We start from the raw sequence: 12,446 nt of genomic DNA on the forward strand, positions 1-12,446 counted from the left end.
TTTTCCGGTCTGGCAATGTCAGCTGTCGGAGGGCTGCTGCACCGCCCAACGTGGGCAAGCCCGCTCGTCACAACACTGATATAATGCCGGCCTTTCGTGGAGAACAGACTTTTATGCCAACGTCCTTTCTGGAAATTGTTGAACTGCCCGACGGCCGAATCGAGCTGCGCCGGGCTGAGGACGAGGGTTCTCTGGTTATTTTGGATTTTTCCGAGGACGCAAAAGCGTTCCTGCAAGGCCAGCACGTGGAAGTGGCAAAAGCCATGTTGAGCGTAGGTGTGCAGATGGCGGGGCGCCTGGCTGAAGGCGAGCCGGAGAAGGAAGACGGCCCACGGATTCTTCACTGAGTCCGTCTGTCGGCTTTTTTGTAAGTTTCAATTATGCAGATCGGCTTCTCAATCCTGAAGAAGCCTCGTGTCATCGCGGACCCTGGCAGCAGCCAGTCGCCCGCACATCGTTTTATCCCAACCGAATGTTCAAACTCTGTGCATCGCCTGTGCGTGCGGCGCTGATCAGTTGCTGCCTGGCCGCTGTACTCAGCGGGTTCAGCCAGCTGACCACCGTATGGCTACGGCCCAGGCGCAAGGCTTCACAGGTCAACTGCTGGGCGCTCTGAGCGCCGCGGGGTTGCAGCAACAGGATGCGTTCGCGATTCAGTCCGGCGTCCCGTAGCCAAGCCTGGGTCAGGCTGGATGGCGGGGCGATCAGCGTTAGCCAGCGTGCGTCCTGCTCCTCGCTCAACTCGCGCAGAATCGGCGCCAGCAGGCTCAGGCAGCTCCCGGCAGCCCCGCGCAACGACAGTTCACTGAACGCTTCGGGTTCGGCGCTCCAGGGCGCTTCGACCGTTTCCTTGAGGATGGGCGCAAGGGGCTGGGCCATGAAGGCCTCAAACAGCGAAAGCTGGGTGTGTTGTGGGGTCTGTAGGAACTGCATGATGCCTCCGTTAGCGGCGAATAACGCCGACGCTCAAGCCTTCAATCACCAGGTCCTGATCCTTCAGGTTCACTTCAATCGGCGCGAACTCAGGGTTCTCGGCCAGTAGCCAGACCTTGCTGCCTTCGCGCTTGAAGCGTTTGACCGTCACTTCATCACCTATACGGGCGACGACGATCTGGCCGTTGCGGGCTTCACGTGTGGTGTGGACGGCCAGCAGGTCGCCGTCGAAAATGCCCACGTCCTTCATGCTCATGCCATGGACCCGTAGCAGATAGTCGGCACGAGGATGGAAGAAGGTCGGGTTGATATTGCAGGATTCCTCGACGTGCTGTTGTGCCAGGATCGGCGCACCGGCTGCGACCCGGCCGATGATCGGCAGTGTCGACTCGTCGGCCTTGGCTTCGAAGCCAGGGATACGAATGCCGCGCGAAGCACCCGGGGTCATCTCGATCGCGCCTTTGCGGGCGAGGGCCTTGAGGTGTTCTTCAGCGGCGTTGGGCGACTTGAATCCCAGTTCCAGCGCAATTTCCGCCCGGGTCGGCGGGTAGCCGTTGTCATCGAGGCAGCGCTTGATAAAAGCCAGAATCTCAGCTTGGCGTGGCGTCAGTTTTAGCATGTTGATCGCTCTGTCTTTTTATACAGTGACTGGGATTATATACAGTGGACTGCGCTTGGCAATCACCGTTTTCAGTCACTCCGCTGGACGGTCATTTATCACCTGTCCTACAGGCTGGAGATAGCGCTGCCTACAGACCTCAGCGAATGTGATTAAATGGCCATGAATTAACTGACCGACCGGCCGCAAACCGACCTGCAGGCTTGACAAGACATAGCTTGAAACGTATGTTTCAAACAAGTGTTTGTCAGGCGGAGTAGCCATGGCCCAGTCGGAAACCGTTGAACGCATTCTCGATGCTGCCGAGCAGTTGTTCGCGGAAAAAGGATTTGCTGAAACTTCATTGCGGCTGATTACCAGCAAGGCCGGGGTCAACCTGGCGGCAGTGAATTATCATTTCGGCTCCAAGAAAGCGCTGATCCAGGCCGTGTTCTCACGGTTCCTGGGGCCTTTCTGCATCAGCCTCGACCGTGAGCTGGAGCGCCGCCAGGCCAAGCCTGAAAACAAGCCGAGCCTGGAAGACCTGCTGGAAATCCTCGTCGAGCAAGCGCTGGTAGTCCAGCCTCGCAGTGGCAATGACCTGTCGATCTTCATGCGCCTGTTGGGCCTGGCGTTCAGCCAGAGCCAGGGTCACCTGCGGCGCTACCTGGAAGACATGTACGGCAAGGTGTTCCGTCGCTATATGTTGCTGGTCAACGAAGCCGCACCGCGTATTCCGCCGATCGAACTATTCTGGCGCGTGCACTTCATGCTCGGCGCCGCGGCGTTCAGCATGTCCGGGATCAAGGCCCTGCGTGCGATTGCCGAGACCGACTTTGGCGTCAATACATCCATCGAGCAGGTCATGCGCCTGATGGTGCCGTTTCTTGCCGCCGGCATGCGTGCCGAAAGCGGCGTCACCGACCAGGCCATGGCGGCTGCCCAGTTGCGCCCCCGCAGCAAGTCGGTGCCGGCTCCGGCCAAGGTTTGACCCGCCCGGGTGTGCGCGGCCGCTTGCATCCGCTAAGCTAGCCGCCCATGCCGATTTCAGCTATTTACCCACAGCCCGTTGCGCTCGCTGAGCGTCCGTCTCCAGGTTCAATCCTGGCGATGCGATCTCGCGGAGGCTTCGGGCTGCGTGCGTTATTTAAGGAAGCTTTATGACCCAAGCCCTGCAAGGCTCATTGATGGTGGACGTCGCCGGTACCTGGCTGACGGCTGAAGATCGTCACTTGTTGCGCCAGCCCGAGGTGGGTGGCCTGATCATTTTTGCGCGCAATATCGAGCACCCGCAGCAGGTGCGTGAGTTGAGCGCCGCGATTCGTGCGGTGCGCCCGGACCTGCTGCTGGCGGTCGACCAGGAAGGCGGCCGGGTGCAGCGCTTGCGCCAGGGATTTGTGCGGCTGCCGGCGATGCGTGCCTTGGCCGACAACCCGAATGCTGAACAGCTGGCCGAGCAGTGTGGCTGGATCATGGCCACCGAAGTGCTGGCGGTCGGGCTAGACCTGAGCTTCGCCCCGGTACTGGACCTTGATTACCGGCGCAGCGCCGTCGTGGGCACTCGCGCGTTCGAAGGCGATCCTGAACGTGCCGCTTTGCTCGCTGGTGCCTTTATCCGTGGCATGAACAGCGCGGGCATGGCGGCCACCGGCAAGCACTTCCCTGGTCACGGCTGGGCTGAGGCCGATTCCCACGTCGCGATTCCCAATGATGAACGCAGCCTGGAACAGATTCGTGCCAATGACCTGGTGCCTTTCGCACGATTGAGCAAGCAGTTGGCGGCCGTTATGCCCGCCCACGTGATTTATCCACAGGTCGACGCGCAACCCGCCGGCTTCTCTCGGCGCTGGCTGCAGGACATCCTGCGCGGTGAGTTGCAGTTCGACGGGGTGATTTTCAGTGATGACCTGTCGATGGCCGGCGCCCATGTGGTCGGTGATGCCGCCAGCCGTATCGAAGCCGCGCTGACGGCTGGCTGCGACATGGGCCTGGTGTGTAACGACCGCGCCGCCGCCGAGTTGGCCCTGAGTGCCGCCCAGCGCATGAAAGTCACGCCGCCGGCGCGTATCGCGCGGATGCGTGGCCAGGCGGTGGCGTCGACCGAGTACAAGCAGGATCCGCGTTGGCTGGCTGCGTTGGGTGCCCTGCGGGATGCTCAATTGATTGATTAAGACCGTGTCGCGTCCATCGCAGGCAAGCCAGCTCCCACAGGGAAATGCATTCCAAATGTGGGAGCGGGCTTGCCCGCGATGGCGGTCTTAAAGTCAGCGCTTCTCTTGCTTGTGAGGCAACGGCGCAAACAACGCCTCGATATCCTCATTCCCCAGCTTCCAATCCCCTGTCGTGCGCCCATCCAGAACGCCCGCCGCCAGATCAGACTTTTCCTTCTGCAAATGCTGGATTTTCTCTTCCACCGTGCCCCGGGCAATCATCTTGTAGACGAATACCGGCTTCTCCTGGCCAATGCGATACGCACGGTCGGTCGCCTGGTTTTCCGTCGCCGGGTTCCACCACGGGTCATAGTGAATCACCGTGTCCGCTTCCGTCAGGTTGAGCCCGACGCCGCCGGCCTTCAGGCTGATCAGAAAAATCTGCAGCTTGCCGCTCTGGAAGTCCTTCACTGGTGTACGCCGATCCCGGGTTTGCCCGGTCAGCAGCGCGTAGGCCACACCACGCTTCTTCAGCTCGGCCTCTATCAGGCTCAGCATCGAGGTGAACTGGGAAAACAGCAGAATCCTGCGTCCTTCGGCAAACAGCTCTTCGAGCATCTCCATCAAGCTGTCGAGCTTGCCCGAGCTGCTGCCCTTGGCCGGCAGGGTTGCGTCATTGACCAGGCGCAAATCGCAGCACACCTGCCGCAATTTGAGCAGCGCTTCGAGGATGATGATCTGGCTGCGGGCCACGCCCTTGCGGGTGATCTCGTCGCGGACTTTCTTGTCCATCGCCAGGCGCATGGTTTCGTACACGTCGCGCTGGGCTTCGTTGAGGTCGACCCAGTGGATGATCTCGGTCTTGGGCGGCAATTCCGTCGCCACCTGCTCCTTGGTACGGCGCAGCAGGAACGGTTTGATCCGACCATTGAGGTGCTGCAATCGCACGTCGCTGCCGCGCTTTTCAATCGGCACGCGGTAATCGCGGTTGAAGCTTTTCACATCACCCAGCCAACCCGGCAACAGGAAGTGGAACAGCGACCACAACTCGCCCAAGTGGTTTTCCAGCGGTGTACCACTGAGGCACAGGCGCTGGCGGGCGTTCAGCTCGCGGGCAGCCTGGGCTGCCTTGCTGTTGGGGTTCTTGATGTACTGCGCTTCATCGAGGATCAGCACGTGCAAGGGCAGGGCGGCCAGTTGCTCGATGTCCTTGGGCAGCAGGGCGTAGGTGGTCAGTAGCAGGTCGTAGTCCTGCAACTGCGGGAAATGTTTCTTACGCCCTGCGCCATACAGCGCCAATACTTTGAGCTGCGGCGTGAAGTGTGCGGCTTCGTCGAGCCAGTTCGGGATCAGGCTGGTGGGCATCACCACCATGCACGGCCGATCCAGGCGCCCGGCGATTTTCTCGCTCAGAATATGCGCCAGGGTTTGCAGGGTTTTGCCCAGGCCCATGTCATCCGCGAGAATCCCGCCGACATCGAGCTGGCGCAGCGACTGCATCCAGCTCAAACCTTCCAACTGATAAGGGCGCAACGTCGCGTTCAACCCTTCGGGCGCTTCGCAGCTGAAATCCTTGATATCCCGCAGGCGCTGGGCGAAGTTGCGGATCTTTTCGCCGCCTTCCCATTGCAGTGGCAGGTCTTCCAGCGGGTTCAGGCGAATGGCGTCTGCCTTGGCCAGGCGCAGCGCGGTGGTGCCGGGCTCTTGCAGGTAGAACTCGCCAAGGGTCGCCAGCACCGGTTTCAGCCGGCCGTAAGGCAGCGCCACTTGCAGCGGGCCGTGGCCGTTGGGCAGGCCGGGGATGTTCACCAGAATCAGTTCGTCGTCGCGCCGCCGGGCGAGTTTTTCCGGGTTGAGGATCTCGGTGTGGGAGCGCATCAGGTTCAACAGGATCGGCAGCAAACTCAGGCGTTCGCCGTTGACGATGATCCCCAGCTCCAGGTCGAACCAGTCGCGTTCCGGCACTTCGTCGACGCTGGCGTACCAGTCGTCGACGGCGCTCAAGTCGAAACCGAAATCCTCATCGATCTGCAATTCCCAGCCTTGGGCGCGCAGGGTCGGTGACGCATTCAACGTGAAGGTCAGCCAGGCGCTGTCATTGACCATTTCGAACAGCTCACCCGCACTTTCCGGCAAGGCCTTGCTCTGGCGCGTGGCAATCTTGAAGCCCAGCAGGCGCAGTTGTTCGCGAAACTGTTGCTCAACCTCGGGGTGGCGCTTGATCCGCAGGCTCTGCTGTTCCTGGCGCACGATGATGTCGGCGTTCTTCTGGCCGCTGACGTAGTTGCCCAGATAGTTGAAGGACAGCGCCGCGCGATGCTGGATGTAACGCTGCATCTTGCCGTTGCGCGGTTCGAAGGCGCTGAACTCGATACTCGCCAGCCACAGGCGCGGCACCGGCTGCACGTCTTCCATCACCACTTGCGGCAGCACCACGCGGTTATCCAGCACCGCCTGGAGTTTCTCCAGCAGCTCGGCATCCTGTGCCGCCGCCGGGTAGGCCAGGGTTTCCTGGACCTTGAGCAGCACGGCGGCGATGTGTTTGCAATTGGTGTGCACGGGGCAGGTGCAGCGGCTGTCCACCAGGATCAGCGTGCCCTTGGCGGATTCGCGCAGGGAGATGGTCTGGCGGTAGACATTGCCGCCCGAGCCTTCGCAGCTGGCAATGATGGTGCTGTCGCCGGACTCGACGATACGCACGCGGTTTTCCAGGGCGTAGCGCCGGCCGCGCTCAAGGCTTTGCTCTTTAAAGCGATTGGCCCACGAAGGGGCCAGGGGTTTGGTCAACGACGACGTCAGGGGCATGGTGCTGGATCAGTCCTGGACGTCGGGCGGTGGCGCGCTGGGCGGCTTGGCGGTCAGCGAGGTGATTTTGATCAGCAGGGCGAGGTGGCCGCCGTCCAGGTAGTTGAGCTGGTTGTTCTTGGTGCGCACGTCTTGCTGGCTGAGGTGCTCGCTGGCGATGACGCTGCCGTTGGCGTCGAACTGGTTGACCCAGAAGTCTGCATCGATATCGGTAAAGCGTCCGAGTTGCAGGCTCAGGGTGCCTTCGATAGGAAACTGGCCGAACTGCTCTGTGCCGTCACTGATCGCCAGCTTGATCGGCTGCTCACCGAGGTTCTGTTCCCAGGTGCGATGCAGCAACACCGTGTAGCTATTGTCGGCATTGAGTTTTTCGACGATGTTGCCCAGCCGCGGCGGGCTCATTTTGTCGGCCGGCAGGCGTGGCGCGCCGGCGTCCCAGTTTTCCGGCGCCGCACGGCTAGTGATCACCGGCTCGGCGTTCTGGCGCACCAGGATCATCTCCACCAGGTACGGGCTGTCGGCAAACGCCGAAGGGGCAACGACCACCAACAACAAGCTCAAAATGCGGAACAGGCGCATTGGGGCGTCCTTCAAGCAGTTTTCGGGATAAGGCGCTCAAACAGCGCCTCCAGTGTATTAAAGCGTTCTTCGGCGCGTTCCATCGGCACCATGAATTTGAACAGCGTAGCCCCTTCGAACTTGTAGCGATTGGGTTGGCCCTGAATCAGCTTGATCAGCACCAGAGGGTCCACCGGCGTCTGCGCCTCGAACTCGATACGCCCGCCTTGCGGCCCGGCATCAACCTTCTTGATACCCAGTTGCTCGGCCTGCAATTTCAGCAGGGTCAGGCGCACCAGGTTCTTGGTCGGTTCCGGCAGCAGGCCGAAGCGGTCGATCATCTCCACCTGCAGGTCCTTGAGGCCTTCTTCGTCGGTGGCCGAGGCGATGCGTTTGTACAGGATCAGCCGCGCGTGCACGTCCGGCAGGTAGTCTTCGGGGATCAACGCCGGCAAGCGCAGGTTGATTTCCGGGCCGCCACCCAGCGGTTGGTCGAGGTTCGGTTGTTCGCCCTTGCGGATGGCTTTCACCGCGCGCTCGAGCATCTCCATATACAGGGTGAAACCCACGGCCTGGATCTGCCCGCTCTGGCCGTCGCCCAGCAGTTCGCCGGCGCCACGGATTTCCAGGTCGTTGGTGGCCAGCACAAAGCCGGCGCCAAGGTCCTGGGTATTGGCGATCGCTTCCAGGCGCTTCTCGGCGTCGGAGGTGATCTGCTGGCGCGGCGGCGTCAGCAAATAGGCATACGCCTGGTGGTGACTGCGACCGACCCGGCCGCGCAACTGGTGCAGCTGCGCCAGGCCGAACTTGTCGGCCCGCTCGATGATGATGGTGTTGGCGCTTGGCACGTCGATGCCGGTCTCGATGATGGTCGAGGCGATCAGCACGTTGAAGCGCTTGTGGTAGAAGTCGCTCATCACCTGTTCGAGTTCGCGTTCACGCATCTGCCCGTGGCCGATGGCGATCCGCGCTTCCGGCACCAGTTCGGCGAGGTCGGCGGCGCATTTCTCGATGGTTTTTACATCGTTGTGCAGGTAGTAAACCTGGCCGCCGCGCAGCAACTCACGCAACAGGGCTTCCTTGACCGTGCTTTTGTTCTGCTCCATGACGAAGGTGCGCACCGACAGCCGGCGCGCCGGCGGCGTGGCGATGATCGACAGGTCGCGCATGCCCGACACCGCCATGTTCAGCGTGCGCGGAATCGGCGTGGCGGTGAGGGTCAGGATGTCGACTTCACTGCGCAGGGCCTTGAGCTGTTCCTTCTGACGGACACCGAAGCGGTGCTCTTCGTCGATGATCACCAGGCCCAGGTTCTTGATCTTCACATCATCCGACAGCAGCTTGTGAGTGCCGATCACGATGTCGATCTTGCCTTCCGCCAGGTCGGCAATCGCCGCGTTCACTTCCTTGGCCGACTTGAAGCGGCTCATCACTTCCACGGTCACCGGCCAGTCGGCAAAGCGGTCGCGGAAGCTGTTGTAGTGCTGTTGGGCGAGCAGGGTGGTCGGTACGAGGATCGCCACCTGGCGGCCGCCGTGCACCGCAATAAAGGCGGCGCGCATCGCCACTTCGGTCTTGCCGAAGCCCACGTCGCCGCACACCAGGCGGTCCATTGGCTTGGGCGCCAGCATGTCGGCGCGCACGGCGTCGATGGTGGTTTGCTGGTCCGGGGTTTCTTCGAAGGCGAAGCCGGCGCTGAAGGTGGCGTAGTCGGCCTTTGGGTCGGCAAATGCATAACCTTCGCGGGCGGCGCGGCGGGCATAGATGTCGAGCAGTTCGGCAGCCACGTCGCGCACCTGTTCGGCGGCCTTGCGCTTGGCTTTCTGCCAGGTCTCGGAGCCCAGGCGGTGCAACGGCGCGAGGGCGTCGTCGCTGCCGGTGTAGCGGGCGATCAGGTGCAGGTTGGCCACCGGCACATAGAGCTTGGCGCCCTCGGCGTATTCCATGGTGAGGAATTCGGCCACCTGGTTGTCGATCTCCAGGGTTTGCAGGCCCAGGTAGCGGCCTACGCCATGGTCGATATGCACCACCGGCGCGCCTTCGCGCAGTTCGGTAAGGTTCTTGATCACCGCGTCGTTGTTGGCGTCGGCGCGTTTCTCGCGACGGCGACGCTGCATCACCCGCTGACCAAACAGCGGGCTTTCGGCAATCAATGCCAGGGCCGGGTCGTCCAGCAGCAGGCCTTCGTCCAGCGGCGCGATGGTGATCGCCAGGCGATCCTTGCTCGCGACAAAGTCCGGCCAGCTGTCGACGGTTTTCGGCCGCAGCTTCAGGCGCTCCAGCAATTCCAGCAGCACCTCGCGGCGCCCGGCGGACTCGGCGGTAAACAGCACACGGCCGGGGAAGTCACCGAGAAAGTTCGACAGCGCTTCCAGCGGCTGGTTGGCCTTGGCTTCAATCGCCAGGTTCGGCAGTGCTTGCGCCGGGAAGCGCTCGCGGCCGGCGCCTGCGTCCACGTCCTGTTGGCTGGCGACCACACGCGGCCAGTTTTTCAGGCGGGCGAAGCAGTCTTCCACCGGCAGGAACAATTCGGCCGGTGGCAATAAAGGACGGGACGGGTCGACGCGGCGCTCTTCATAACGGTTGCGCACGTCATTCCAGAAGTTCTCTGCCGCCTGTTCGATGCCCGGCAGCGAGAACACCTGGGTGTCCTGGGGCAGGTAATCGAAGAGGGTGGAGGTTTCGTCGAAGAACAACGGCAGGTAGTACTCGATACCGGCGGGGGTAATCCCGCTGCTCAAGTCCTGGAAGATCGGGCAGCGGCGGAAGTCCACGTCAAAGCGCTCGCGGAAACGTGCCTTGAAGCGCGTGACCGCATCTTTTTGCAGCGGGAATTCCCGGGCCGGCAGCAGCTTGACCGACTCCACCTTGTCGATGGAGCGCTGGTTTTCCGGGTCGAAGGTACGCAGGGTTTCGATTTCGTCGTCGAACAGGTCGATCCGGTATGGCAGTTTGCTGCCCATCGGGAACAAGTCGATCAACGCGCCACGTACCGCGAACTCGCCGTGCTCGTACACCGTGTCGACGCAACGATAGCCGCTGGCTTCAAGCCGGGTGCGCATCTGTTCCACATCGAGCTTCTGGCCGATATCCAGCACCAGGCTGCTGCCCAGCAGGAACTTGGTCGGCGCCAGGCGATGCAGGGCCGTGGTGATCGGCACCACCAGCACGCCGTGGGCCAGTTCCGGCAAGCGGTACAGGCTGGCGATGCGCTGGGAAATGATGTCCTGGTGCGGCGAGAACAGATCGTAGGGCAGGGTTTCCCAGTCCGGGAAATGCAGCACCGGCAAATCGGGGGCGAAGAAACTCAGCTCCTGTTCCAGCCGCTCGGCACTTTGGCTGTCGGCGGTGAGCAGCAGGGTAAAGCGCTTGGCAGCGCTGGCAGCCTCGGCGATGGCCAGGCTGAGGGCGGCACCGGGCAGGTTGCCCCAGTGCTGTTTACCTGCCGCGGCAGGGAGAAGCGGTAGACGCAGAACGGGCACGGAAGGTTGAGCTCCAAGCGTTGCGACAAAGTCGGTAATTGTAACGGCCCGGAGTGCCGCCTGTCAGTTGCTGACTGAGCCTATTACTGTTTGCAGGAAATGTAGTGGCTAAGACAAACAAAGGCGTCTTTTGACTCATTATGTAGTGCCGAAATCGGCGTATGTTTCGGAGGGTTACGGACACTTTGTCACAATGGCCCGGAAGGGGGTGCCCTGAAAGCCACGTATTTACTGGGCTCCAGCGCGGCGTTATTTTTTTGCAAGGGGTTTTGTTGCTGGCCGCGCATTGCTCCGAGGGCGGTCGGGCGGCATAATGTAGCCCCTTTTTTCTGCCCCTACATGTGGAAGGTTCCCGTGACTCAGAAGCCCGACCAGTGTCTTGGTGAATGGATCGACCGTGAAGCACTCGCTGAAGCGATGATTCCGCTTATCGGTCAGCTCTACCGCAATAACAACGTGGTGAGCTCGATCTATGGCCGCAGCCTGATCAACCAATCAGTCATCGCGATTCTCAAGGCTCATCGCTTTGCTCGCCATCGCTCCGCCGACGACAGCGAACTCTCCGTCCACGAAACATTCCCTCTGCTTAAAGCCATGAGCGAGCTCAAGCTCGGCGCGGCCTCGGTAGACCTGGGCAAGCTGGCCTACAAATTCCGCAAGGAAGGCGCTGGCCGTACCGCCGAGCAGTTCGTGCGTGAAGAAATGGCCGACGTGGTTGGCCAGCAAAACGCCGCCGCCCGCAAAGGCACCGACGTTGTGCTGTACGGCTTCGGTCGTATCGGCCGCCTGCTGGCGCGCATCCTGATCGAAAAAACCGGTGGCGGCGACGGCCTGCGCCTGCGTGCCATCGTGGTGCGTAAAGGTGCAGAAAACGACCTGACCAAACGCGCCAGCCTCTTGCGTCGCGACTCGGTACACGGTCCGTTCAACGGCACCATCGTCATCGACGAAGAAAACAACACCATCACCGCCAACGGTAACCTGATCCAGGTGATCTACGCGAAGAACCCGGCTGAAGTGGACTACACCCAGTACGGCATCAAGGACGCACTGCTGGTGGACAACACCGGCGTGTGGCGCGACGCCGAGGGCCTGGGCCAACACCTGGCTTGCCCGGGTATCGACCGCGTTGTCCTGACCGCGCCTGGCAAGGGCAAGCTGAAGAACATCGTGCACGGCATCAACCACGGTGAAATCACCGCGCAAGACAAGATCGTCTCGGCTGCTTCCTGCACCACCAACGCCATCGTGCCGGTGCTGAAAGCGGTGAACGACAAGTTCGGCATCGTTAACGGTCACGTTGAAACGGTTCACTCGTACACCAACGACCAGAACCTGATCGACAACTTCCACAAGGGCGATCGCCGTGGCCGCAGCGCCGCGCTGAACATGGTGATCACCGAGACCGGTGCTGCCACCGCTGCTGCCAAGGCCCTGCCTGAGCTGGCCGGCAAGCTGACCGGTAACGCGATCCGTGTTCCGACGCCGAACGTGTCGATGGCCATTCTCAACCTCAACCTTGAGAAAGCCGCCACCCGTGAAGAGATGAACGAGTACCTGCGCTACATGGCGCTGCACTCCGATCTGCATAAGCAAATCGACTTCGTGAACTCGCAGGAAGTGGTTTCCACCGACTTCGTAGGCTCGCGCCACGCCGGTGTGGTGGACGCGGAAGCGACCATTACCCAGGATAACCGCGTTGTTCTGTACGTTTGGTACGACAACGAATTCGGTTACAGCTGCCAGGTGGTTCGCGTGATGGAAGACATGGCCGGGGTCAACCCGCCAGCGTTCCCGCGCTAAGCATCAGCAGTAAATGAAAAAGCCCCGACTGGTTCGGGGCTTTTTTATGTCTGTGGGTTTTGTGTTGTTTGTACCGGCCTCATCGCAGGCAAGCCAGCTCCCACATGTTGATGTGCG

General features: G+C 61.4%; 9 protein-coding genes. 4 read left to right on the forward strand and 5 right to left on the reverse strand.

Features of this window, described 5'->3' with window-relative positions; genetic code table 11:
- Positions 1-113 precede the first annotated feature (113 nt).
- Positions 114-347, forward strand: coding sequence for a hypothetical protein (locus tag M2400_RS07075; protein ID WP_003218969.1), 234 nt, complete (start codon positions 114-116; stop codon positions 345-347).
- 112 nt (positions 348-459) lie between these two features.
- Here M2400_RS07075 and sulA read toward each other — a convergent pair whose 3' ends face one another.
- Both sulA and lexA read right to left on the reverse strand, forming a co-directional pair.
- The gene (sulA, locus tag M2400_RS07080) at positions 460-933 is read right to left on the reverse strand and encodes an SOS-induced cell division inhibitor SulA (RefSeq protein ID WP_259196129.1); all 474 of its coding nucleotides are present in this window, start codon (positions 931-933) and stop codon (positions 460-462) included.
- Between the two features lie 10 nt (positions 934-943).
- A complete protein-coding gene (gene lexA / locus M2400_RS07085; protein ID WP_003172575.1) occupies positions 944-1,552 on the reverse strand; it encodes a transcriptional repressor LexA in 609 nt (202 codons plus the stop codon).
- A gap of 262 nt (positions 1,553-1,814) precedes the next feature.
- Between lexA and M2400_RS07090 the strand changes: the two genes are divergently transcribed.
- Both M2400_RS07090 and nagZ read left to right on the forward strand, forming a co-directional pair.
- Entirely contained in the window at positions 1,815-2,522 is a 708-nt protein-coding gene (locus tag M2400_RS07090) for a TetR/AcrR family transcriptional regulator (RefSeq protein WP_177045651.1), read from the forward strand.
- Between the two features lie 181 nt (positions 2,523-2,703).
- Positions 2,704-3,702 (forward strand): beta-N-acetylhexosaminidase, encoded by a 999-nt coding sequence (gene nagZ / locus M2400_RS07095; RefSeq protein ID WP_259196184.1) that lies wholly within the window; start codon positions 2,704-2,706, stop codon positions 3,700-3,702.
- Between the two features lie 93 nt (positions 3,703-3,795).
- Here nagZ and M2400_RS07100 read toward each other — a convergent pair whose 3' ends face one another.
- The 3 genes from M2400_RS07100 to mfd are packed head-to-tail and all read right to left on the reverse strand — an operon-like array spanning position 3,796 to position 10,526.
- Positions 3,796-6,486: a DEAD/DEAH box helicase gene (locus M2400_RS07100; protein WP_177045648.1), complete on the reverse strand. Its 2,691-nt coding sequence runs from the start codon at positions 6,484-6,486 to the stop codon at positions 3,796-3,798.
- A 9-nt stretch (positions 6,487-6,495) separates the two neighbouring features.
- Positions 6,496-7,065 carry a CsiV family protein gene (locus M2400_RS07105; RefSeq protein WP_177045647.1) on the reverse strand — a complete coding sequence of 190 codons (570 nt, stop codon included), beginning with the start codon at positions 7,063-7,065 and terminating at the stop codon, positions 6,496-6,498.
- An 11-nt stretch (positions 7,066-7,076) separates the two neighbouring features.
- On the reverse strand, positions 7,077-10,526 hold the full coding sequence (gene mfd, locus M2400_RS07110; protein ID WP_177075711.1) for a transcription-repair coupling factor: 3,450 nt from the start codon (positions 10,524-10,526) through the stop codon (positions 7,077-7,079).
- Between the two features lie 339 nt (positions 10,527-10,865).
- On the opposite strand from mfd, the gene M2400_RS07115 reads away from it, so the two are divergent.
- The gene (locus tag M2400_RS07115) at positions 10,866-12,329 is read left to right on the forward strand and encodes a glyceraldehyde-3-phosphate dehydrogenase (protein ID WP_177045645.1); all 1,464 of its coding nucleotides are present in this window, start codon (positions 10,866-10,868) and stop codon (positions 12,327-12,329) included.
- Positions 12,330-12,446: the final 117 nt, after the last annotated feature.

It is taken from the genome of Pseudomonas sp. BIGb0558 (assembly GCF_024807515.1).
GTDB lineage: Bacteria > Pseudomonadota > Gammaproteobacteria > Pseudomonadales > Pseudomonadaceae > Aquipseudomonas > Aquipseudomonas yamanorum_A.

Coding starts and splice junctions, on each gene's coding strand:
- M2400_RS07090 (WP_177045651.1), top strand. CDS start 1,815: ATGGCCCAGTCGGAAACCGTTGAACGCATTCTCGATGCTGCCGAGCAG.
- M2400_RS07075 (WP_003218969.1), top strand. CDS start 114: ATGCCAACGTCCTTTCTGGAAATTGTTGAACTGCCCGACGGCCGAATC.
- M2400_RS07105 (WP_177045647.1), bottom strand. CDS start 7,065: ATGCGCCTGTTCCGCATTTTGAGCTTGTTGTTGGTGGTCGTTGCCCCT.
- M2400_RS07115 (WP_177045645.1), top strand. CDS start 10,866: ATGTGGAAGGTTCCCGTGACTCAGAAGCCCGACCAGTGTCTTGGTGAA.
- lexA (WP_003172575.1), bottom strand. CDS start 1,552: ATGCTAAAACTGACGCCACGCCAAGCTGAGATTCTGGCTTTTATCAAG.
- M2400_RS07100 (WP_177045648.1), bottom strand. CDS start 6,486: ATGCCCCTGACGTCGTCGTTGACCAAACCCCTGGCCCCTTCGTGGGCC.
- sulA (WP_259196129.1), bottom strand. CDS start 933: ATGCAGTTCCTACAGACCCCACAACACACCCAGCTTTCGCTGTTTGAG.